A 22,361-nucleotide genomic window follows, 5' to 3' on the forward strand; every position below is an offset into this window, starting at 1 on the left:
ATTGAATTCGGGCAGTCGTTTATTGAATTCGGGCAACCTCCAATAATTTACATAAATCTATTTAATGCTTTTGTAGCAAATAAATTAATTTATACTGAATATGCGGGTGTCAATTAACCCTAATTCTGTCTATCCTAATGCTGTACAGTTCAGGGTAGAAGTCAGTTTTTATCCTGGCGCATTATTAATAACAGTAAAGTGATTTATGTCACGTCCAAAACGTGGGTCTAAAGTACTTGATAGAGCACAGCGTCGGATTGCGGCTTTGAAATCGATCAGTCCCACCTTTTATGAAAATAAAGAGTCTCAAATTAAGAATTTTGCAATAAGTTTAAAGTACTCTGCCAAAACTCTAGTTACGGAAAATCAATATTCCGTGCTAACTCTTATAATAGATAAATGACTAAAGTTGGTAACTATCCTGCGGAGCATGATTTCAGTGGTGTTTTCGCTTATCTTGGATAGCAGAACACTACGATCGCACCTGAATCTAACATATATACTGTAATCGTTAATGGACGGCAAATCGAAGGAGTGTTTGACACTAGTAGGATGCACAATAGCACAGTCATCACATTGTTTCCATTTAACTACCTGCTAAAGCTGACAAACTCCTAAAAACAGAAAAATAAGCAATAAAATGAACGAATTACAAGCAATTTTAGAAGGTTTCGAGTCAAGTAAAAAAAAAGGTGAAATCACTTTCCTTGCCACTGTAGTCAAAACTCAAGGTTCAACCTATCGCCGACCGGGTGCTAAAATGTTGATGACAGATACAGGTCGGATGATTGGAACAATCAGCGCTGGTTGCTTGGAGAATGACGTATTTGAGCATACTCAACAACGAATGTCGGACGGCGAAGCAATTGTTGTGACTTACGATAACACCGCCTCGGAAGATATTCTTTGGGGCTTTGGTCTGGGGTGCAATGGCACAGTGCAAGTTCTGATCGAACGTCTTGAAAAAGAAAGTTCACCGAATGCGATCGCTTTTACACAAGAGTGCTTTCATAAAAAACATTTGGGTGTTATTGCTACAGTCTTTGCTTTTGAAGATGGGGTAGATGTAAAACCTGGGTCGCGCTTACTGCTGTATCCAGATGGTAAAATTATTACTGACATCAAAGATTCAAATTTAATTCAATCTTTGATTGCAGATACTCAAGCAGCTTTTACTAATCAAAAGTCAAGCGTAAAAAACTATCAGTTACCTTTAGGCAGTGCCGAAGTTTTTATTGAAGTCATCCAACCACCCACGCCTTTAGTAATATTTGGTGCTGGTTATGATGCTGTACCCGTAGCACAGTTTGCTCAAGCATTAGGTTGGGACGTTACTGTAGTCGATTGTCGAGCTAATGAGGCAACTAAAGGGCGATTTCCAATCGCTTGTGATGTGATTCTTACTCGGCGAGAAATTGTAGATAAACAGGTATTTATAGATGCCAACACAGTTGCTGTGGTGATGACGCATAATTATCTTGATGACCTGGAAATTTTGAAAACGTTGCTGCCATCTCCTGCACGCTACATAGGGGTTTTAGGCCCAAAGGCGCGTACTGAAAGATTGCTTGAAGATTTAGGTTCGCAAAAAATAGTTTATACTGCTGAACAATTAACCAGATTGCATGGCCCGATTGGGATTGACATTGGAGCAGATACACCTGAAGAAATAGCGATCGCCATTATTGCAGAAATTCAAGCAGTGCTAAAAAACCGCAATGGTAATTTTTTAAGAAATCGCAATCAACCAATTCACCAATACGATGAAAGCAGCTCAAACTTGCTACTCACCACATAGTTTTTATGACTACTATAGACAATGAAAAATCAACCATAGCGATTATGATTCTTGCAGCTGGTGCATCTACACGGATGGGTACACCTAAACAACTATTGCTTTACCAAGGACGTAGTTTGTTGCAATATATTACAGACATGGCGATCGCTTCAGTTTGTCAACCTGTGGTAGTAGTACTTGGAGCAAATGCAGAACAGATTCATCCCCAAATCGAGCAACTTCCCGTTACAGTAGTTAAAAACTTGGATTGGGCTTGTGGAATGAGTGCTTCAATCAAGAGCGGTATTGAATTTTTAAATAATTTTCCGCAACAAATAGAAGCAGTAGTTATTACACTTTGCGACCAGCCATTTGTTTCTCACAAACTTATTAATCAACTTGTTGATGCATATTATTCGACAAAAAAACCGCTCATTGCTTGTGAATATGCAAATACATTAGGTGTACCTGCTCTATTTAGCCAGATATTTTTTTCAGAACTTGCTGCTTTGAAAGAAACTTCAGGAGCAAAAAGAGTTATTAATAATAACCTTAATGAAGTTTTTTCTATTCCATTTCCACTAGGCGATATCGATATTGATACACCAAAGGATTACGAACAATTGCTATCAATTCCCACGCAAAACTAACTTATTGCACTGCTATAATATCCCTGGTTTGCCGCCAGTTGAAGAAGAATTCAGAAGCAAAGCCGGAGACGCTCCGCCTCCGGTCATAAAAGTGGGGGATTCAAACCCGCCACTTGGTTACTTAGGAACTTTGCACTGTGCTTGAGTCTCAAACTCCTAAATACTGATTAGACAGTCAGGGGGTTTATTGTGCGTTAATAGCTAAACAGAGTAAATTTTACGCGTTAGCCTAAGCCAAAGAGGCAAATCCCTAACTTAGGCTAATCGTCTAAGAAGCTGTAGACTGTAATTTTTCTAGTCGTGCCAGCACTTCTGAACTGTGAATGGTTGGGTTGACTTTGACAAAAGTCTCGCGCAAGACGCCCTGAGGATCGATGATAAAACTGTGGCGCATTGATAAGAAGCCGACCCACGAACCGTAAGCTTTACTTACTGAACCATCGGTGTCAGCCAACAACGGGAATTTTAGTCCCTCTGAATCACAAAATTTGGCGTGAGAATCAATGTCATCAGCACTTACGCCAATAATCTGTGCGTTTTTTTTGAGATATTGGGGTAAGTCTTGCTGAAAACGGCGAGCTTCTATAGTACAACCAGAGGTGAAGTCTTTAGGATAAAAGTAGAGGACTAGCCACTTACCGCGCGAGTCAGAGAGGGAAATTTTGCCATCACCTGTATTGGTTGGCAAAGTAAACTCTGGTGCGGGTTGATTAATAGCAGGAAGTTTACCACCAAGAGCGTCAGCAGCAGGGGTAAAATTCAGCCAGCTGATCAAAGAAATACAGCTGGCAAATAATATGCTTAAAAAAGTGCGGCGGGAAATCATGGTGAAAACCAGAATTACAACTTTACACAAGTTTACAATTCTTGGTTGCTGCTAATCTCACTTTAAATGAGATTCGGGTGGGGTATCTATGCTTTCGATGTATTGGCTATCTAAGAGAAAGGCTCCCCTAGTAAAGCGAATACCCCAATATCCACCAGGTCTGCGGTCAATGACTATACCCTCTTCGCCAATGTGAATTACATCGGGCGGGCGCAGCATGGGCATAGGTTCAGCAGTTTTGACGTAGGGCGGTAGCGCCACAACCCGGACTTTACTACCAATTGCGAATTCTTTAGACATCTTAATCAAGCTAGGAGTTTTGAATTAACTCATAACTCATAACTAGCTTGAAAGTCTACTAAATTGGGCATGGGAATAAATAGGGAAAGGGAAAGGGAAAAATTTCATCCCCTTTCCGCATCTTCTGCAAGAAGTCTATTAATTTTTGACTATGGAAAACAATGTTTAGACATTAGTCAAGTTAGCTGTTTTTTGAAAAATTATTATTGGGGATTGCCTTATTGACGGCGTGAAGGAGCATTTTGACGGAATTGCTCTAATTTTTGGCGCTGTTCGGGGGTCAAGACTGCTTGAATCTGTTGTTTTTCAGACTCCCGGATTTGTCGGATTTGGGTTTTCTGTACTTCACTCAGATTTAAGTCAGCATAACCACCCTTTCCTCGACGTTGACCTGTTTGCCCCTGTGCCTTACGCGCTTGCCACTCAGCCCGACGTGCTTGTTTGGCTGCCTCTAATTTTGCCTTTTGTTCTGGGGTGAAAACTGCCTCCATTTTGGTACGGCTATCACGCTTAATTGCCTGAATTTGGGTTTTTTGAGAATCTGTTAGACCCAATTCTTTCCAAGGGCCCCTTTCTTTTTGTGGGGTTTGTGCAAGTAACACGGGTGAAGGAGAGGCTGTTTGGGCGTTAACAGCAAAGGAGGTTGCAGTTAAAGTTAGAGCGATCGCTCCAGCGACTAACGATAATGCTTTGAGTTTCATTACTTATCTGGTGGGTTTTTCCTGGTTGGATGCCACTATCATAATAATTTATCTTTAGTAATCACATGAGGAGAAAGTCATGGTTCTACCCATGACTTTAGTCATGATTGAATTTTGACAAATATGATTGACAATAAATAGTTAGGAGTTATGAATAATATTTTTTTTAATTATGATTAATTTATAAATGTTTGTTTCGCTTATTACATAATCTTTTTACACCATACATTTACTCTTAACTATTCACTCTGCAAAAATTTTAAATGGCGGAAACTATCGCTAATATATCCGAAATTTCTAACTCCTAACTTATAACTCATTCATAACTGGAGCGAAGCGGCTGATGAATTCTCCAATTCAAATTAAGAAACATCCTTTTCCGTCTCTACTTTATCTAGAGTGGACACTATTAGCGATTACTGCATTGACGGCAGTTATACCACCTCCGTTACGGCGATTTCCTCACAAGCCTCCAGAACTATCAATTTGTGGTATATATCCAGACTTATCAATTTGTAATATATTGCCAGATTTGTCAATTTATAGTCTGATTATTTTTGCGTTAATGGGCTTAAGATTACCCAAGAGTAACCAGATAACTAAGGTAATCTACACAGCTATTGAAATTTTATTGATTTTAATGACTGGACTTTTTGGTGAGAGATTTGCTCGCCTTTTCCCCTTTCTATATATAATTTTAGTAACTCGTAGTTGCCTGATTTTTAAATTACCTGGGCGTTTATTCGTTACAACTTTATCATTTAGCTTATTTTTAATTACTACACAACTCAAATACCAGTTATTCAATTTTCAAACATCACCACAAGCACAAGAACGATATCGATTTCTGATTTTGAATTCCTCGCTAGTATTTGGCTTAAGTTTAGTTTTTGTATTGTTGATGATGAATGCAGTATTATCTGAACGGCATAGTCGAGAAAAGCTAGCGATCGCTAATGAAAAACTGCGCCAATATGCCATGCAAATTGAAAATCAAGCTACTTTAGAAGAACGTAACCGTATTGCTCGTGAAATACATGATTCATTAGGACATTCTCTAACTGCTTTAAATCTGCAATTAGAAACAGCTTTAAAACTATGGCAATATAACCCAGGTAAGGCTGAAACATTTCTAGCAACAGCAAAGGAATTAGGTTCAAAAGCGCTAAAAGATGTCCGCCAATCTGTTTCTACTATGCGTTTGAATCCCTTACAAGAACAATCTTTAGAACGGGCGATCGCTAGTCTTTCAGAAAACTTTCATCGCTCCAATGGTATTTTACCAATTTATCAAATCAACCTGGAATATCCTCTACCACCTGAAATAAACACCGCTATTTACCGGATTACTCAAGAATCTTTGACTAATATATCTAAATATGCGGATGCCACAGAGGTTAAACTAGAACTCGCTACCACTAGAGGCAATTTGCGATTGATAATTCAAGATAATGGTAAAGGTTTTGATTTAGGGCAAAATACTACTGGTTTTGGGCTTCATAGTATGCGCGATCGTACTTTAGCACTTGGAGGTGAGTTTAATATTAATAGTGCTCCTGGTTCTGGTTGTAAAATTACAGTTAATATTCCCTTAACGAGGTTGATATAATGATTAAAGTGCTGCTGGTAGATGACCAAGGTTTAATTCGTCAAGGATTAAGAGCGTTATTAGAATTAGAACCAGATTTAGAGATAGTGGGAGAAGCAGAAAACGGTGAACAAGCAATTAATTTAGTTGCTGAATTTCAGCCAGATGTAGTATTGCTAGATATCAGAATGCCCATTATGGATGGAGTTGCAGCGACGCGAGAAATTCAAAAACGTTTTGGCAAAACTAAAATTTTAGTACTGACGACTTTTGATGATGATGAATATGTATCAGCAGCGTTGCAAAATGGGGCTATGGGTTATTTATTGAAAGATACACCCTCAGAAGAATTAGCTGTTGCTATTCGTGCCGTTTATAAAGGATATACTCAATTAGGCCCAGGTATAGTTAAAAAGCTGTTAACTCAGTTTTCTAATGGTACACCAACCCAGTCACCGCCTGTACCGTCTAGTTTAGCTGAACTTACTCCGAGAGAAAAAGAGGTTTTGCAGTTAATAGCTACAGGCGCTAGTAACCGAGAAATTGCTCAACAACTCTACATTTCTGAGGGGACTGTAAAAAATCATGTTACGAATATTTTAAACAGGTTGAATTTGCGCGATCGCACTCAAGCTGCTATTTGGGCAAATACATATTTATCCTATTTGAATTAGCCAAGTTAAATAATTCGTAATTCTTCGCCGAACTACTTATACAATGGAAAAATTATAACTTACGCATTGATAAAGTAGATAAAAAATGCTTGAATAAATCTAGAAAAAGCAGGCGTTCGCTAAAAATTGCGAACTTGCCATTATTTGCGATCGCTGATCACTTTAAGCAGACTGATCGTTAAGCTTGAAACTAAAACTGTATAGTGGACTACATAATATAAATGTAGTATATAGATGAGTCTTGATTATGCTTAATTGTTTTATGGAAGTGATTTTGGGTGATATCACAAAGCTAGAAGTTGATGCGATCGTCAATGCTGCAAATACTAGTCTGCTTGGGGGTGGTGGCGTAGATGGAGCGATACACAAGGCATCTGGATCAGACCTAGTTGATGAGTGTAGGTCACTTAGAGGATGTAAAATTGGCGATGCTAAACTAACCAAAGGATATCGCTTACCTGCAAGCTTCATCATTCATACTGTAGGTCCAGTATGGCAAGGAGGTAATCACGGAGAATCTGAACTTCTAGCTCAGTGTTACTATAAATGTATGCAAATTGCCGCAGATAAAGAGTTTAATAGTTTAGCATTTCCTTGCATTAGTACTGGCATTTATAAATATCCTAAAACTTTAGCAGCTGAGGTGGCAGTGAAAATATGCGATGAACAACTACAAAAGAATGGTCGTCCCCAAAGAATAATTTTTTGCTGCTATGACTCAGAAAACTATGGAATATATACGAATATTTTAAGACTTACGCATTGACAGAAGTAAACGAATACTGGTTAAATAAATTACTTTTAAACCGAGAATCATAGAGTATGACACTTGCTTGGGAAGGTTTTATGACGTGAGCAACGTGTCCCTGGTACAGAAAGAAAAAACAAGATTTTTCGAGTTACTTTGAAAGGACTACTCCTAAAATAAGTTTTTTGATAGCTTATTTAAATAATTCCAAACATTCATTTTTTAAAATGCCTCTTGTGACTTTGATGTTGCTAAAGGACTTAGCGATTACCTCTTCACAAGATATATTAATTTGTGATTGATTTACCAAAATTAAATCTTGAATTGAAACACCATATACAATTTCTGATAAACCACTCCAAACACAAGCAGTTGCACACATCGGACAAGGTTCGCCAGTTGTATATATGCTATAACCTTCTAAAGAGGGGTTTTTAAGTTTAGCTGTTAAACTACGAATGACGTTGATTTCTGCATGGGCTGATGGATCGTTGTCTCTTCTAACAGTATTATGAGCTACAGCAACGACTTTGTTATCTTTAACAATCACTGCACCGTAAGGCGCATCGCCTTCTTTTGCTTGTGCCAATGCTAAACGCATAAAATATTCTGGGTTCATATAAGCTGGAGTTAACGTAAGGATAATGGTTAATAATATCGTATTTCAAATGCTATAACTGGGAATTAAGATGTATTAATGGTCGAATATGTTACTGAGCAGACAAGAAACAGAATTTTACTTAAAAGACCTGGAAACACCAATAGGTAAAGCCATTAATTTAACACTTGCCTCTTTGGTGCTAATATCATCAGGAATTTTTGTGGCAGAAACATATAATATTCCTGATTATATGCGGTTTGAGTTGAATGTAGCTGATACTGCGATCGTCATCATTTTCGCGGTGGAATATTCACTCCGCCTGTGGAGTGCGGAAAACAAAATTAAGTATATTTTTAGCTTTTATTCGATTATTGACTTAATGGCGATTTTGCCATTTTTTATAGGAATGGTGGATATTAGCTTTATCCGCCTACTCCGATGGTTTCGGATTTTACGATTAATCAGATTTATAGATAGAAAAATTTTATTCGCCACTATCAGCACCGAAGACGGGATGATTTTTGCGCGAATATTATTTACATTATTTGCAATTGTTTTTATTTACTCTGGCTTAATTTATCAAGTTGAGCATCCGGTTAATCCTCAAAATTACGGTACATTTTTGGATGCTTTTTATTTTTCTGTTGTCACAATGACAACTGTGGGATTTGGCGATGTTATTCCAATTTCTGAATTAGGCCGCTTGCTAACAGTACTGATGATTTTTACAGGAATTGCACTGATTCCTTGGCAAGTGGGGGATTTAATTAAGCGCGTGGTGAAGACTGCTAATCAGATAGAAACAGTTTGTTCAGGTTGTGGTTTGGCTTTCCATGATGTAGATGCTGGGTTTTGTAAAAGGTGCGGGACTAAGTTACCTAGTCGCAGGGTTAATTGAGACGCGATCGCTAGCTGCATGGCAGAGATACAGCAGATTGCAGGTAGATAGAGTACGCTAAAGTGAGTGCATCAAAGCTTAAAAATAGGTTGATAAGACATCTCCGAAAACAATCAAAGCCTTTGTGTGGCTAGGCTATAGGACATAAATGCAAACATCCTAAATTAGCTAGGATATACGAAAAAATAAGGCTTTGAGATATTTATTGTTGATATAGCAATCCTAAATGAGATTGTAAAAATTATCGTAGACGCGTAGCGGCTTGCCGCAGGCTACCGCCAAGTCGCCAAGAGCGCCAAGAGAAGAAGGAAAGAAGTTTACGAATCATTTAGAACTGCTATAATTAAGCAAAAATATATAGTTATGTATGCTCAATGGCATCTCGTAAACAATCAAACTGAAGAAAGTTTTTTGCGGATTCGACTTTTTAAATAAGACCAGCATTTCTCAATCTTGTTAAGGTCTGGAGAATAATTATTAATTAAACAGTAGAACTGAGGAAAGACGGTTGGGGTAAGCTATTCTCAATAGTTGATAACCGATTCCGGCTGTTCCCATAAACAAACTAGGGATGTAAGCATCTTTAGGAAAATGGTGAGAAAGGTAAAAATAACTTGTTTGTTGTGTTCTTGCAATAAGCGAGGACGCTTGCTTTTTGACTGTTTGAAGTAAGTCTGGGCGTGATAGTTGTTGGGCTGCTACTAGTAGAACCTCCGTTCTGCCAAAGTTGCCACAGCAAATGTTATCCACCCCCTGCAAACCAGATTGTTGTGTCTTTTTTAAGGCAACTTCAATCTCTTGCCGGATTTCAGGCGTATCGAGAATCTTTAAACTACCTAAGCGTGCTAGTCCGATGCCAGGAGCGCCATGACACCAGCTCCTAGCAGTGAATGAGGTTTTTTCCCACCGCAAGTCAGGCCAGTTTATGGCTTCTGAAGAAAACACGCTGCGCTCGTAGGTGATCGCTTCTTGAGCAGCTTCTAGAAATGCTACATCAGAAGTGGTTTCATATAACTGTAGCAAGGCGTAAACAATGCCAGCAGCACCGTGAGAAAATCCAGTCAACAGTTTTCCATTTAAGGTTGCCCAGGTTCTAAGTCCAGCATCGCTTGGCGTACGGTTATTTAGTAAATGATGACCACAGATAATGGCTTGCTCTAAAACCGTTGAGTCCGTAGTAGCCTTATATAAGGTTAATAATCCCAAAATAGTACCCGCAGCCCCTAACATAACGTCCAAGTCATTATCGGCAGCAATGCACTCTGGTGTGATTAGCAAAGCTGCTATTTTGGCATCTTGCAAAAGTGCTGGTTCACCTAGCAATTGACTGATTCGCACTAGACCGTAAAGGATTGAGCCTATCCCCATAGCTCCACCAATACCAATTCGCTTGATGATTTTTTGCCCAAATTTAGGGTTTGAGTTGTGCAAAACCTTGCCAATGGGCTGCAAAGCTCCCACGGTCAATTTGCGAAATCGATTATCGCCAGTAACTGCTTCCAATGCAGCTAGAAATAATGCCACTCCACACCTTCCGTCATACAAACCAAACTCCATTGGCTGAAGTTGGAATCGCTGTGCTTTTATAATATGTGCAAATGTAATCCAGTCAACACTACCTTCAGCAGAGCAAATTGCTCGTTTCTCAAGGTCTAAGGCGATCGCAATTGCCTGCTGCACTATCTCTTCTGTTATTAAAGGAGTGACAGCATCGAGATTTAAACCAACGTTCTCAGATAAGGATGAACTGCTGACCTCGTTAGCGGTACGCGAATACAATGACCCCTTAATAAAACCAATCTGTTTTTCTAAATCTTCATCATTGAGATTGTTCAGACAAGCAATGACACGATTCAAACTAGGTTCCTTAAAATATTTTTCAACCGTCTCATTGGGGGCGAGCGTCAAAGCATCGCTGTCTGGATAAGATGTGAATAGAGGAATATCCATCTGCTCCAGCGCCTGCTCCTCTATTTTCAGTAGTGGCCAAAATGAACATTTGGAGTCTGATGAAAGCATTGCTCTGCTAAGAACGTCGAGCTGAATGCTTCTATCAACACCGTCCCGCAAATATTTTGGGTTAAGCGTTTTTTCCAGAATAGAATGATAAGTTTGAGTGTTGCGGAAAATAAAGCGAGTTGGCTGATGTGCTAGAGCTTTCAAGGGACTATGCGAAGCTAATATTAATTCTCTGTATTCCACAAAGAAACGGTACATTTGCTGAAAACCATGAATAAGGTCTTCAGTATAATGACTAAATGGCAGAGTTACACCATTCAATGAAGGTAAATTGGTTTGCAGGGGAGTTTTTCCATACTCATAACTGGACATCATGCTATCAGTGTTAATGTTATTCCACTTCAACACGTGAAAAGATGTCTGCTGTTGACCAACTCCTCCTAACCCGCTGAAATCAAAACTCTCGCCTGTAAGTCCAAACTCCCAATGTGGCAATAAACCAGTGCGTAGTACAGAATCTTGAAGCTGCCAATTTCCTAGAGATTCGCTCCCTGCATTAACATCTTCCCAGACGCGATGCTGCAATAGCGCTTCCATATCAATCAGGACAGGGTGTTTTCCGCAAGCAATAATATTTTCAAAATGGCAGTCGGTTGCTTGCAGGACATACAACAAACATAAAAGCATACCGGCTCGGCGATAGTATTGCTTGACTTCTTGTTCATCTTTACAAACTAAAGGCTCTACAAACTCAACCCAGCCATGAGTTGAATGGTTTATTACTTTAAGTAACTTGAATGGTAAAGGTACATCGTGCTGATTAAACCAAGCTAGTAAGTTAAAATACGCTGACTCAATAGCTAAATTCCTGGGTTTATAAATCAGGTTTAAGCCAGATGCAAAGGTTATCTTGATAACTGAGCGTCCACCTCTATGTAAATCAGAGAGACTAGGTTTTACAGCAACAACTTGACCCAGCTCTTTTTCTGGTTGAAAAGTTGTCTGAATTTCAGACCAATCTGATGCTAGTCGAAGAATAAATTCAAGAGTGGCATCAACCCACAAATCAGTTGCGGTTGCAGCCAGTCTGGCTAATACACTATATTCTTGGAAAAATGAGAGCAGACCTCCTTTCAACATATTTTTAATAAACTTTCTGTAAAGCTGTTTTGAATGACTGCCAGAAAGTTGCCCAAGCACACCAACTAATGTATGCTGCGTAAAATTACGAAAAATTGAAAACTCTAAGTATAGTGATTGCGAACAGATATAAGACAGTTGTCGTAAGAGGCCGAGTTCTAGCAGTGCGTATGATTCTTCTGAAAGAAGATGGTAACTGGAACCAGCACGAGCTATTAACTTTTGTCTGGCAAGATGAATAAATGACAAAAAAACTTCTTGAAAAGGTATGGAGTTTTGAGGATAAAAAAAACGGTGTTTATTAAAAGTACTTTCTTCTAAAGTTTCCAAGCTAACGAATTCAGTGGCTTGTATGACTTCGTGTAAAGTTTTCATCCAAGTTGGTAAATGCTGCTCATCAGTTATGCGCTTAGAGCCAAGCGCTCGACGTACTTTACTTATATTAAGACCATCTAATGCAAGACGCTTTTCAAATTTATCTTGGTTTCCCTGAGCAACAACCTGACACCACTCTTCAATCCTAGCATTAACAATGTCATCCTTTTCTTGAGCTTCATTGAAAAAAAATCCACTGCCAAGACGTTCAGTAATTGTGCTTGCTTTCTCTACTAGTTTAACTAAATCTTCTTTAAAAGGTAAAATCATATACATATTTAACAATTCTGTTGTCAAAATTTTTTGGGTGTAAAAAAACCGTGGGGTTAGATTTGCTTATGCAACGATTTCAAACACTTTGACATTGATGTTGATTTGTTTTAAAATTAATAAATAAGAGGATATCTAAACAGTAGAAAGCTCTTTGGCTTGGAGAGTGAGGAAAGCTTTTTTACCGACGTTTAGGAGCAACTCTACAGCCTTGTGAAGCAACTAGTCTACAGTGTTGGTACTGTTGACAGCCAAAAAAATGATTAGACATCCTCTGAGAGTTAATGACTATGTGGTTGCTACAACAAAGTAGCCAGGAGCAACAATTGAGCCTTGCCTATTAATCTACACAAAGCCCAGTCCAAAGGACTTTGAAGCTACAGCCACCAGCGACTGCTTCCAATTCTTCTTCACTCAACTCTGCATTTGCTGAATTACTCTCAATATTTTGAGGAATCACCAAGTAGAGGGAGTTTGTAGGCTGTTCAAACACCTTGACTTCATAGTATTCTGGAAACTCTACCCCTAAAATCTCTTTTACCGTTGCCTTAGGATTACTTAGCAGCTTTTGCTTAAATGTTGCATCTTTGTGGGTACGGGCAATTAATTCTCTTTCCAGAGCGTGTTTGCTCATTCCATCACTAGGTTGTTGATTAATTTCTGACATTTGAGTATCTCCTGTAGTTTGAGTTAGTTACATTTTCCGCTGCACCAGAAAGTTATTATAAGCTATCTGATGCAGTGGTTTACTATTTATTATGTTGCATCCAACAACACCCGATTACAATGCACTATTTTTCAGTCATACTCACATTTTTTTGTTAATACTCGTTCTTTATTTTGGTTTTAGTATAGCTTGCTCTGTTTGTACCTTGAATAATTACAATAAATTTATTCAGATCGTGAATCGTCTGATTTTGTCTTGTAAACTCTTATATTTGATAGATTTGTTCTCGGATAAGCCTTTTGTGATAAAAACTAAAAAATTGCCAGTATTACTGAAAAATAGTGCATTGTCACGGGCTGTATGCATTTGCTAGACTTAATTAAATATTCATGCATTCTTACATTATTCACTAACACGAATATTGTCCTGTCCGCTTTTTTTTAGAGTTAAAAAACTTAGTAAGAATAGTGGTGAATTATGGAAATTCACCACTATGGGACATGCTTTTCTATTTGTAGAAACGCGAGATTCTAAGATTCTTATGATCCCTTTGCTTTGGAACCCATACGGCGAAGGGAATACTCTTGTAAGGCTAAATAAATCCAAAAACTGAGAGAGTAACATCTATGCAAATAACTACAAAGAAGTATTACTAACTTAGGTGACAAACCTTTCCCCGTAACTACCTAAACACCTTGCGATCGCATTTCCTCATACCGTATATGAAGGAGGTGGTGCATTACCAAGTAGTTCACGCTAAAATAATCATTCTCTGGCGATCGCTCAAGGATTGAGAATATAACCAATGTCTAACCTCAACCTCATTTCCGAATATAAAAGCTTTGGTGGCAAACTCGGCTTTTACAGTCATTCCTCCTCAACTTGTAACGGTGAAATGCGCTTTGCTGTCTATCAACCACCACAAGTAACTCAAAAATCTGTGCCGATTCTCTATTTCCTCTCTGGGTTAAGTTGCACAGAAGAGAATTTTATGGTGAAGGCGGGAGTGCAGCGCTTTGCAGCTGAGTACGGTTTGATATTGGTTGCACCAGATACGAGTCCGCGTAATACTGGCATTGCAGGTGAGGATGATGACTGGGACTTTGGCACAGGTGCGGGCTTTTATGTTGATGCTACAGAAGAACCGTGGCGTAAAAACTACCAAATGTATAGTTATGTCGTCCAGGAATTACCTGCTTTAATTACTGCAAACTTCCCCACACAACCTGAAAAACAAGGTATTTTTGGTCATTCGATGGGGGGACATGGGGCGCTTGTCTGTGCAATGAGAAACCCAGAACTTTACAAATCTGTATCAGCTTTTGCACCGATCACTGCACCTATGCATTGTCCTTGGGGTCAAAAGGCTTTGGGTGGTTATCTTGGCAACAATCAAGAAAGTTGGCGTGCTTATGATGCTAGTGAATTAGTCAAGGAAGTAGGATATCACAGTTCGATTCTGATTGACCAAGGGACTGCTGATAAATTTTTAGCTGAACAATTAATGCCTGAAGTGTTTGAGCAAGCTTGTGCAGATGTTAACCAGCCGCTAAACTTGCGTTATCAAGAAGGCTATGACCACAGTTATTATTTCATTGCCAGTTTTATTGAAGATCATATCCGCCACCATGCGTTAGCGTAGCTTACCGTAGGTATCGCTTTATTAATTACAGCAGTTTTCATCTATTTAGACCCCACATTTCTATAGGATTCCGGCGTTGCATAATATAAAGATGAATTGAGGTCATCTACTGTGCAATGTCCATACTGCGGGTCTACAGAAATTCGCATTAGACGACATAAAATTATCAAAATAACGTGCACCTTATAGAACAAAGAAAAATTACTCAGACGAACGCCTAAGAGATTGACAATACTACCCCAACTTTTGATTGTTGACTACAATTAATTCACAGCATCTTTTACTTTGCGTTTTTTCAAAAAATCGGACATAAATGGTCTTTCAAAGATTAAGTAAAACAAATAGGCAATAATTAATGATAGTGGTAGAGCCACTACATACAATACCAATATAAACTTAACTGGTGACATTTGAAGATTTGAAAGTAAATGTTCTACCACTGTTATTATAACTGCGTGAGTAAGATACAAACTGTAAGAAAATGTTCCTAATGCAATTGCCCAACGAGTTTCAAAAAGCCGTAAAATAAGCGATTTTTTACCTTCAACTACAAGTTTAGTACAGTAAATGAGTAAACAAGCTGCTGCTAATCCACAAATATAATCGTAAATCCATTCTTCTATTTCTTGATTAATTATCAATCCAATAAGAAAGAAGATAATTACAAATACACTCCAAGGTAACGATTCCCTCATTGCTACTAACTTGGGTTTTTGAGAGAATCCAATATCTGCTGCTGCCATACCCAAAGCAAATAAACCGAGAAACCAAGGATGAACTGGCTCCATAAGTTTATTCCAAAGATAAAATGGTAATAAGCTAATTAAAAAAGTATTAATAACAGTATAAAATAAGCCAAAACGCCGCCATATAGGTAGCAGAAAAAGTGGAAAGATAAAGTATATCTGCCACTCAACAGCGACACTCCACATAGGTGCATCAATAGATTCAAGTGTGTCAGAAGTAAAATCATGAACGAGTAGCAGATGAGTTATCACGTCAATCGGAGAAAAGAAAGGATTAAAACCATCTTCAATTTCTGGCAATTGATGCCATTGAAAATTGAAAAATTTAATCAGTCCTAATATAATAACTGCTACTATTAGGCTAAAAACAAGAGCCGCATAGTAAGGAGGTAAAATTCTACGCACTCGCCGTTGGATATAATTCCATAAACCTCCAGAAAGATAAACACTTTGCGAACGGGTTACAGGTAGCATAAGAACGTAACCGGAAAGTACGATGAAAATAACTACAGCAAAAGTTCCATAATTGACAGTTTTACCTATTAATTGCAAAAATATAGGCACTTGCCCCATGTATCCTGATAGATGATACATTACCACATACAGAGATGCCAATCCACGTAAGCCGTCTAAGTAATGAAGACGCAATCTTTGTTCACCAGATTTACCAGATTTTAACACTTCCATTGGAGAACTTGAGTCATTAATTGTATTCATTCAATAATCAGCCTACCAATCAAAGGAGTAGTTGGTTAGTAAACCACGTAATTTTTTATATAGTTATCGGAAATTACCCTTATCAATAATTCAATTTACGAGTGTTCGATTAACAGCTTGCTTTAAACCCTTTTGACCAAATTTTCAACAAACGCCTAAAACTCCAAAAACTTTTGTTTTTCACGTCTCTATGTCTCTAACACCTCCGGTTGTGTCAGATATACTGGCTCAATGTCACTAAAATCGAGGCCGACTTTTGCCAGCGATCGCACAAGCATATAATGGGCGCTTAAGCCTTTGTCAAAAGCTATCTTCTTACCCTTCAGGTCGGCCAGGGTCTAAATTGGCGACCGATCCAAAACTATACATTGATTGCTGCTGATAAACTACATCCCCACGAAGCCGCAATTTTAACCAGTTTCTCAAATTCGTAATCATCCAGAACCGATGAATCCCCAACTCTTAGCGTTTTGGAGCTTACCCACAGATATATAATTGGTTAAACTTTGTTTTTGAATAAATAAATATGAGTGATTTTGACCATTCTAAGCATCGAAAAGACTATATCATCCTTTTAATAATTTGGTTGATAGCATTAGCTATAGATAGAGCTTGGTTTTTATTAGATGAATCGATTCCATCCTACGATCAAAGCGCACACTTAACAACAGCATTACATCATTATAGAATTTTTCAAAACTTCAATATCTTCTCAGGAAATTGGTGGTTATCTCTGTGGCAATTAACTCCAAATTATCGCGCTCCTTTTGTATATATTTGCACCGTCCCATTTTTGATATTGTTTGGACGTGGATATGACCAAGCAAGTTTGGTCAACTTATTATATACTGCGATGATTATACTTTCAGTATATCATTTAGGTAAATTTTTATTTAAAAACCGAAAAGTTAGCATAACTGCCAGCATATTTTGCCTGTTATTTCCTATTTTGGGATTTATGCGGACAGATTATTTATTAGATTATGGTTTAACAGCAATTGTTACAGTAACTTTCACAATCTTGACAATTTGGAAAGATAGTTATACTGGGTTTTTATCATGGGTATTAACTATCATCTTGGGCGGAGGAATAGGTTTAATATTGTTAACTAAACCTACAGGGTTTATTTTTATTTTAGTTCCTAGTATTTTGACATTAATTATTTTTATTAGAAAACGTAAATTTATCAAGCTAATTCAAACTTGCTCATCTTTGATAATAGCTTGGTTAATTTGTAGTTTTTGGTATGGCTTAAATTGGTTAACAATTATTACATCGGCATTAAACGCTAACCAAGTCGGAAAAGGGGAGGGTGATCCTTCTCCCACAACTATTGCTGGATGGTTATACTATCCACAGATGATTCCAGAAAGCGTTGGTTTACCAATATTATCTGTGAGTATTGGCATTTTATTGGTTTATCTGATTAAATATCAATTTAATACTGATTCAATTTCAGTAAATCTCCATAAATCGGCTCGAATTTGGTTATTAGTTACCTTAGTAAGTAGCTATATAATTTGTTCTTTGGGCACAAATAAAGACATTAGATTTATTCTGCCATGCTTTCCTATAATTAGTTTAATATTGGCGGATTTATTCAATTTAATTGAAAATATATATTTGGATAGACTGAGATTAGCAACTTTGGTATTAAGTGGCATAGTGTTACTCAATAATTTGTTTCCATTACCCCTAATTCAAGCATGGGGTGGTAAACATTTACCTAATGATGATGCGAAAAAATATCCTCTGGAAAAACTGATAAACAAAATCAACCAGACAAATTTATATTTAAGGTCAAATTTAGGGGTAATTCCCGTTGCTATACCTCAGATAAATGAGTTTACTTTAGATTATTTTGGGACATTAGCAGATTTTCGCGTATACGGCAGAAAATTAACAACCAAATTATCTCAGGTAGAGGAAAATTTACAATATTTTTGTTGGTATATCACCAGAGATAATGAACCAGAGGAACCGGGAGAAAGTGGAGAGACTAAACGGAAATTAAAATCTTTAGTCGAATCTTCTACTGATTTGAAATTACAGGGCGATTGGATATTACCTCATGGAGATAAAATGCGATTATATAACTGCAAAAATCCTCATGTAATTGTTGAAAAAATAAGTAATAATCAGTCTGTAATTAATCTAGAAAAAGTTGCGGTTTCTCAACAATTAATTTTAGATAAAAACAACCCTGTAACTTATGAAATAACAGGTTCATGGGATGATTTGCAAAATGGTATATTACTGTTAAAATGGCAAAACAGCCAATCATCTTGGTATCATGATCATGCCATTGGCTTGGGTAATTTATACTGTGGGATCAAATGCCATCCTGAAGGGAATTTCCGGGTGAAAGAAGCCTTAGCTACATTTATTCCTAAAACACTACCACTAGGAAAATATCACCTATCAGCACTATATTTAGATAGAAGAAACAACAAAATCACATCTTTAAATATTCCTGATATTACTGTAAATGTGACAAATGTAGGAACAGTAGAAAAATCGCCAGCTTTAGATTTAGTTACCCGAACTTCACAACTAGCGCAAGAGTTACAACAGGGTAAATTAAATAATATATTTGTGCAGATAGATAATTTTAATCAATACGATCCTACTCAAGATTATTTAAAACAAATTGAATTTGCAGCTAATTATCATCTGCAAACAGAGCCAAATAACTTAAATTGGCGTTACACTTTAGTCTTATCACAACTTTTGCAGCGCCAAGTCCCAGAATTAATCCAAAATTTAATAGAATTAACTAAATATGATGCTCAAAATGCTTACACATGGCTTTATTTAGCTGTTGTTTATTTATATAATTTTCAACCTGCACAAGCTGAACAAAAATTAGCGATCGCAGAACAATTAAAACCAGATATACCCGAATTAAAAACTTTAAAAACTGTAACAAATATTATGAAGTTTTTGCCACTACAATGGTTTGCTACCAAGGAATAGGAAAGACGGGGAGTTGCTGCTTGAGGGGATCGACAATCAAATCACAGGCGACTTGAGTCAGGGCGCAATCATTGAGTACAAAGCAATGGATGTTGGGTTTCCTTACGTCAACCCAACCTACTAGCAGTCCTTTGTTCCCTGATAAACAGCCATCACATCCCGAAAGTATTTGTGGGATTCTCGCAGGGGAGTGGCGAGTTGACTGGGTAAGCGATCGCGTTGCAGATTTTCTTGTTCCTTCAGTGGCTCATAGATGCGGTTGAGATTTGCCAGATCAATGCTGGCAGAGGCTTGCGGGATATGACTTTTGCTATGGCTTATTAAGCAGTCACAATATAAGGCGAGTCAATCGCAGCTACACGACCAGCGTCTACCAAAGCTTGGTATACCATCACCGTTACCTCTGCGCGTGTAGCATCGCGGGTAGGATTGAGTTGTTTGACGTTCGGGTGATTGACGATAATCCCCTTGTTTATAGCTTTTACTACCTCATCCTTGGCATATTCAGGAATTTTTGCTTGGTCATCAAAAGCTTTGATAGATGCGGTACCATCAGCAGATAATCCCAACCCATTCACTAGGGAGACAATTACTTGCACACGCTGGATATTTTTGTTGGGGGCGAAGGTATTGTCAGGAAAACCAGAGAGAAATAAACCTTGATATGCCTGCTGAATTACCTTGGATGCCCATAAGTCTGCTGGTACATCTTTAAATTTGATCGCGGGGCGGTTTGGCGGTGGGTTGAAAGCTTTTACCAGTAATGCGGCGTATTGCGCCCGTGTCATCGTAGCATCCGGTTTAAATGTGCGATTAGGAAAACCATTAACTATCCCCAATTTGACTAATTCCCGAATAAAGCCACCTGCCCAATGATTCGCAATATCGGTTAATTCTATAGTGGGCGTGGGAGTAGGTGTTGGTGTAGGTGTCGGAATGGGAGTAGGTGTTGGTGTAGGCGTAGGCGTTGGTGTAGGAGTGGGAGTGGGAGTAGGCGTAGGTGTGGGAGTAGGTGTGGGAGTAGGCGTAGGAGTAGGTGTGGGAGTAGGCGTAGGTGTGGGTGTGGGTGTGGGTGTAGGTGTCGGAACCGAACTATCTGCAAACTCTACCTTTCCTGTGACTTTAGACGCATCTATTTTATTTCCTACAGAAACCAGCTTGTTGGAACTGGCATTTTGCAAATTAAATTTACCGTTATTGCGTAGAGTATTGCCTCCTAAGTTATTGGTACTGCCGATATCCGGTAGGGCAGTTCCGATTACTGTGATACCATCGTCAGTGTTATTTTCGCAAACATTGTTACGCAATACAGGACGAGCGCTGCCAGAGATAACAATTCCAGAACGGTTTTCGTAAATTTTGTTATCTCGAAGGGTGGGTGATGCAGTATCACTAATGGCAATGCCAAAACCTGTTTTCAAGCAGGTGTTATCTTGAATTTGACCTTTGGAATTTTTAGCGATCGCAATTCCATTGGCTGCATTCTCACTGAACACATTACCTAGAATAACTGGGTTAGCATCACCTGTAGCAAATACTCCCTCCCGTTTACAGTTGGTGAAGGTGCTATTAGCAACAGTAGGGGCAGTTGATTCAATCCAGACACCACTACCACGACTAGCTAAATTTGTTACAGTCACTCCCCGCAGTTCGGCTTTATCCAGCAGTACAAATGTGACATTCTGAGCAGCAAAAGTACGGCTCAAATAGCTACCACTCCCTTCAATCAAAATACCATTGCCTTTATTGGTTTCATTACCCACCACAGTCACGCCAGATGGAACCGTTAGCGGAAAGACTTCACCGCTAGCAGCATTGTAATTACCTTCTGCTAGTTGAATCTTGGTGTTAACAGTAGATACCTTAAGGGCTTGCGTAATAGTTCTAAATGGGGCTTGTTGGCTACCAAGGTTGGTATCTTTCCCTGATACTGAATTTACGTAAAAAGTTTGAGCCATATTTATACTTTAATAAAATACATAGCTATCCTAGCGCTAACCATGAAGGTGAATAGCAGTTGATGCATTAAGTAAGTTTAAGTACTTCTCACTACAAGCTTAATTTATCAATGCTTAAGTTCTGAAGGTGTGAAAATTACAACGGAGATTGAGACTGAACATTGGGGTGAAAGGTTCTTTCAAGTCACAAACCCCAATGGTGTCGTGATTCAACTCGTCTAGTGAATCGCCAAAAACATAGGAAAAACAGTATGAACTATGCCCCGCCACCTGCGATAAGGATAAAGCTCCGCCCTGCTAGCTTTGCTGATTTGGATTTATTGCGCCACTGGGATGAGCAACCTCATGTAGTTAACTCCGATCCTAACGATGACTGGGGCTGGGAAGTAGAACTTGACCGCGCTCCCGAATGGAGAGAGCAATTGATTGCTGAAATTGATGGTCGTCCCCTCGGATTTATTCAGATTATCGATCCGGCACATGAGGATAGCCATTACTGGGGTGATGTTACGGCGAATCTTCGTGCCATTGATATCTGGATTGGGGAAGAAACTGATTTGGGTAAAGGCTATGGAACACAAATGATGCGGCTTGCACTTGCTCGATGTTTTGCTGATCCGCAAGTGACGGCTATACTTGTTGATCCGCTAGCCAGTAATACCCGCTCTCACCGTTTCTATGAACGCTTTGGCTTCAAATTTATCGAGTATCGACGGTTTGGTGACGATGAGTGCTTTGTTTATTGCCTGAGTCGAGCAGATTGGCATGGTGAAAGTGAAATTAGCTGAATCACCAGAAATCTTTTGATTACTTATACCAATTCTTTAAAATAAGGCAACAGATATAAGCCGGGATTGCCTTGCTACATCTAATATCATGTCCGGTTGAAGACTTATTATTAAGACGGCAGGGAGCTTTCTAGCAGGGGGAAAGAGGGTTTCCTGGTTTTTGCACAGATGCGCTAATTATAACTAATTAGCCGGACTTGATATAAATTTCTCAATTGCGAATGGGCGAAAAAGCGAATTGCGAATTGGTATAACAGCTTATTTGTGGTTTTATCTGAGGAACAATTCAATCAACGACTGCCCAAATTCAATAAACGACTGCCCGAATTCAATAAACGACTGCCCGAATTCAATCAACG

General features: G+C 38.6%; 19 protein-coding genes and 1 pseudogene. 11 read left to right on the top strand and 9 right to left on the bottom strand.

The features are described 5' to 3' along the window. Window positions 1–640: 640 nt before the first annotated feature. Both ACFFAP_RS20255 and ACFFAP_RS20260 read left to right on the top strand, forming a co-directional pair. Window positions 641–1,798: an XdhC family protein gene (locus tag ACFFAP_RS20255; protein WP_375512888.1), complete on the top strand. Its 1,158-nt coding sequence runs from the start codon at window positions 641–643 to the stop codon at window positions 1,796–1,798. Between the two features lie 5 nt (window positions 1,799–1,803). Next, complete coding sequence (locus tag ACFFAP_RS20260) at window positions 1,804–2,427, top strand: NTP transferase domain-containing protein (protein WP_375512889.1); 624 nt, start codon at window positions 1,804–1,806, stop codon at window positions 2,425–2,427. Between the two features lie 268 nt (window positions 2,428–2,695). On the opposite strand, the gene ACFFAP_RS20265 is transcribed toward ACFFAP_RS20260, so the two are convergent. From ACFFAP_RS20265 to ACFFAP_RS20275, 3 genes are all read right to left on the bottom strand, one after another. Further along, a complete protein-coding gene (locus ACFFAP_RS20265; RefSeq protein WP_375512905.1) occupies window positions 2,696–3,253 on the bottom strand; it encodes a peroxiredoxin in 558 nt (185 codons plus the stop codon). Between the two features lie 57 nt (window positions 3,254–3,310). Further along, a complete protein-coding gene (sipA, locus tag ACFFAP_RS20270) occupies window positions 3,311–3,553 on the bottom strand; it encodes a regulatory protein SipA (protein WP_375512890.1) in 243 nt (80 codons plus the stop codon). A 218-nt stretch (window positions 3,554–3,771) separates the two neighbouring features. Next, entirely contained in the window at window positions 3,772–4,254 is a 483-nt protein-coding gene (locus ACFFAP_RS20275) for a Spy/CpxP family protein refolding chaperone (protein WP_375512891.1), read from the bottom strand. Between the two features lie 343 nt (window positions 4,255–4,597). On the opposite strand from ACFFAP_RS20275, the gene ACFFAP_RS20280 reads away from it, so the two are divergent. From ACFFAP_RS20280 to ACFFAP_RS20290, 3 genes are all read left to right on the top strand, one after another. Beyond that, window positions 4,598–5,863: a sensor histidine kinase gene (locus tag ACFFAP_RS20280; protein ID WP_375512892.1), complete on the top strand. Its 1,266-nt coding sequence runs from the start codon at window positions 4,598–4,600 to the stop codon at window positions 5,861–5,863. Continuing rightward, window positions 5,863–6,516 (top strand): response regulator, encoded by a 654-nt coding sequence (locus ACFFAP_RS20285; protein ID WP_375512893.1) that lies wholly within the window; start codon window positions 5,863–5,865, stop codon window positions 6,514–6,516. Before ACFFAP_RS20280 ends, ACFFAP_RS20285 begins: the two co-directional genes overlap by 1 nt. A gap of 247 nt (window positions 6,517–6,763) precedes the next feature. Next, window positions 6,764–7,282, top strand: coding sequence for an O-acetyl-ADP-ribose deacetylase (locus tag ACFFAP_RS20290; protein WP_375512894.1), 519 nt, complete (start codon window positions 6,764–6,766; stop codon window positions 7,280–7,282). A gap of 175 nt (window positions 7,283–7,457) precedes the next feature. Here the strand turns inward: ACFFAP_RS20290 and ACFFAP_RS20295 are convergent, their stop codons facing one another. Next, entirely contained in the window at window positions 7,458–7,883 is a 426-nt protein-coding gene (locus tag ACFFAP_RS20295) for a nucleoside deaminase (protein WP_375512895.1), read from the bottom strand. Window positions 7,884–7,971: 88 nt separating this feature from the next. Here ACFFAP_RS20295 and ACFFAP_RS20300 point away from each other — a divergent pair, with 88 nt between their 5' ends. Continuing rightward, window positions 7,972–8,763, top strand: coding sequence for an ion transporter (locus tag ACFFAP_RS20300; RefSeq protein WP_375512896.1), 792 nt, complete (start codon window positions 7,972–7,974; stop codon window positions 8,761–8,763). A gap of 361 nt (window positions 8,764–9,124) precedes the next feature. Here ACFFAP_RS20300 and ACFFAP_RS20305 read toward each other — a convergent pair. From ACFFAP_RS20305 to ACFFAP_RS20315, 3 genes and pseudogenes are all read right to left on the bottom strand, one after another. Beyond that, window positions 9,125–9,236, bottom strand: a pseudogene (locus ACFFAP_RS20305) (transposase); the annotation flags it as partial. 4 nt (window positions 9,237–9,240) lie between these two features. Beyond that, window positions 9,241–12,507 carry a type 2 lanthipeptide synthetase LanM family protein gene (locus tag ACFFAP_RS20310; protein ID WP_375512897.1) on the bottom strand — a complete coding sequence of 1,089 codons (3,267 nt, stop codon included), beginning with the start codon at window positions 12,505–12,507 and terminating at the stop codon, window positions 9,241–9,243. Between the two features lie 340 nt (window positions 12,508–12,847). Then, window positions 12,848–13,174: an NHLP leader peptide family RiPP precursor gene (locus ACFFAP_RS20315; protein WP_375512898.1), complete on the bottom strand. Its 327-nt coding sequence runs from the start codon at window positions 13,172–13,174 to the stop codon at window positions 12,848–12,850. A gap of 805 nt (window positions 13,175–13,979) precedes the next feature. On the opposite strand from ACFFAP_RS20315, the gene fghA reads away from it, so the two are divergent. Continuing rightward, window positions 13,980–14,816 carry an S-formylglutathione hydrolase gene (fghA, locus tag ACFFAP_RS20320; RefSeq protein ID WP_375512899.1) on the top strand — a complete coding sequence of 279 codons (837 nt, stop codon included), beginning with the start codon at window positions 13,980–13,982 and terminating at the stop codon, window positions 14,814–14,816. A 263-nt stretch (window positions 14,817–15,079) separates the two neighbouring features. On the opposite strand, the gene ACFFAP_RS20325 is transcribed toward fghA, so the two are convergent. Further along, window positions 15,080–16,279 carry an acyltransferase family protein gene (locus ACFFAP_RS20325; protein WP_375512900.1) on the bottom strand — a complete coding sequence of 400 codons (1,200 nt, stop codon included), beginning with the start codon at window positions 16,277–16,279 and terminating at the stop codon, window positions 15,080–15,082. Between the two features lie 526 nt (window positions 16,280–16,805). On the opposite strand from ACFFAP_RS20325, the gene ACFFAP_RS20330 reads away from it, so the two are divergent. Both ACFFAP_RS20330 and ACFFAP_RS20335 read left to right on the top strand, forming a co-directional pair. Then, window positions 16,806–19,256 carry a hypothetical protein gene (locus ACFFAP_RS20330; RefSeq protein WP_375512901.1) on the top strand — a complete coding sequence of 817 codons (2,451 nt, stop codon included), beginning with the start codon at window positions 16,806–16,808 and terminating at the stop codon, window positions 19,254–19,256. A gap of 71 nt (window positions 19,257–19,327) precedes the next feature. Beyond that, on the top strand, window positions 19,328–19,519 hold the full coding sequence (locus ACFFAP_RS20335) for a hypothetical protein (RefSeq protein ID WP_375512902.1): 192 nt from the start codon (window positions 19,328–19,330) through the stop codon (window positions 19,517–19,519). 57 nt (window positions 19,520–19,576) lie between these two features. On the opposite strand, the gene ACFFAP_RS20340 is transcribed toward ACFFAP_RS20335, so the two are convergent. Beyond that, a complete protein-coding gene (locus tag ACFFAP_RS20340; protein WP_375512903.1) occupies window positions 19,577–21,214 on the bottom strand; it encodes a DUF1565 domain-containing protein in 1,638 nt (545 codons plus the stop codon). Window positions 21,215–21,316: 102 nt separating this feature from the next. Here ACFFAP_RS20340 and ACFFAP_RS20345 point away from each other — a divergent pair, with 102 nt between their 5' ends. Further along, window positions 21,317–21,436 (top strand): VOC family protein, encoded by a 120-nt coding sequence (locus ACFFAP_RS20345; RefSeq protein WP_375512906.1) that lies wholly within the window; start codon window positions 21,317–21,319, stop codon window positions 21,434–21,436. A gap of 29 nt (window positions 21,437–21,465) precedes the next feature. After that, complete coding sequence (locus ACFFAP_RS20350) at window positions 21,466–22,002, top strand: GNAT family N-acetyltransferase (RefSeq protein WP_375512904.1); 537 nt, start codon at window positions 21,466–21,468, stop codon at window positions 22,000–22,002. Window positions 22,003–22,361: the final 359 nt, after the last annotated feature.

The sequence above is a fragment of the uncultured Nostoc sp. genome (assembly GCF_964245575.1).
GTDB lineage: Bacteria > Cyanobacteriota > Cyanobacteriia > Cyanobacteriales > Nostocaceae > Nostoc.

Excerpts from the sequence above, each read along its gene's own strand:
- ACFFAP_RS20315 (WP_375512898.1), bottom strand. The coding sequence starts at position 13,174 with ATGTCAGAAATTAATCAACAACCTAGTGATGGAATGAGCAAACACGCT.
- ACFFAP_RS20340 (WP_375512903.1), bottom strand. The coding sequence starts at position 21,214 with ATGGCTCAAACTTTTTACGTAAATTCAGTATCAGGGAAAGATACCAAC.
- sipA (WP_375512890.1), bottom strand. The coding sequence starts at position 3,553 with ATGTCTAAAGAATTCGCAATTGGTAGTAAAGTCCGGGTTGTGGCGCTA.
- ACFFAP_RS20265 (WP_375512905.1), bottom strand. The coding sequence starts at position 3,253 with ATGATTTCCCGCCGCACTTTTTTAAGCATATTATTTGCCAGCTGTATT.
- ACFFAP_RS20260 (WP_375512889.1), top strand. The coding sequence starts at position 1,804 with ATGACTACTATAGACAATGAAAAATCAACCATAGCGATTATGATTCTT.
- ACFFAP_RS20295 (WP_375512895.1), bottom strand. The coding sequence starts at position 7,883 with ATGAACCCAGAATATTTTATGCGTTTAGCATTGGCACAAGCAAAAGAA.
- ACFFAP_RS20350 (WP_375512904.1), top strand. The coding sequence starts at position 21,466 with ATGAACTATGCCCCGCCACCTGCGATAAGGATAAAGCTCCGCCCTGCT.
- ACFFAP_RS20280 (WP_375512892.1), top strand. The coding sequence starts at position 4,598 with ATGAATTCTCCAATTCAAATTAAGAAACATCCTTTTCCGTCTCTACTT.
- ACFFAP_RS20285 (WP_375512893.1), top strand. The coding sequence starts at position 5,863 with ATGATTAAAGTGCTGCTGGTAGATGACCAAGGTTTAATTCGTCAAGGA.
- ACFFAP_RS20330 (WP_375512901.1), top strand. The coding sequence starts at position 16,806 with ATGAGTGATTTTGACCATTCTAAGCATCGAAAAGACTATATCATCCTT.
- fghA (WP_375512899.1), top strand. The coding sequence starts at position 13,980 with ATGTCTAACCTCAACCTCATTTCCGAATATAAAAGCTTTGGTGGCAAA.
- ACFFAP_RS20275 (WP_375512891.1), bottom strand. The coding sequence starts at position 4,254 with ATGAAACTCAAAGCATTATCGTTAGTCGCTGGAGCGATCGCTCTAACT.
- ACFFAP_RS20310 (WP_375512897.1), bottom strand. The coding sequence starts at position 12,507 with ATGATTTTACCTTTTAAAGAAGATTTAGTTAAACTAGTAGAGAAAGCA.
- ACFFAP_RS20300 (WP_375512896.1), top strand. The coding sequence starts at position 7,972 with ATGTTACTGAGCAGACAAGAAACAGAATTTTACTTAAAAGACCTGGAA.
- ACFFAP_RS20325 (WP_375512900.1), bottom strand. The coding sequence starts at position 16,279 with ATGAATACAATTAATGACTCAAGTTCTCCAATGGAAGTGTTAAAATCT.
- ACFFAP_RS20290 (WP_375512894.1), top strand. The coding sequence starts at position 6,764 with ATGCTTAATTGTTTTATGGAAGTGATTTTGGGTGATATCACAAAGCTA.
- ACFFAP_RS20255 (WP_375512888.1), top strand. The coding sequence starts at position 641 with ATGAACGAATTACAAGCAATTTTAGAAGGTTTCGAGTCAAGTAAAAAA.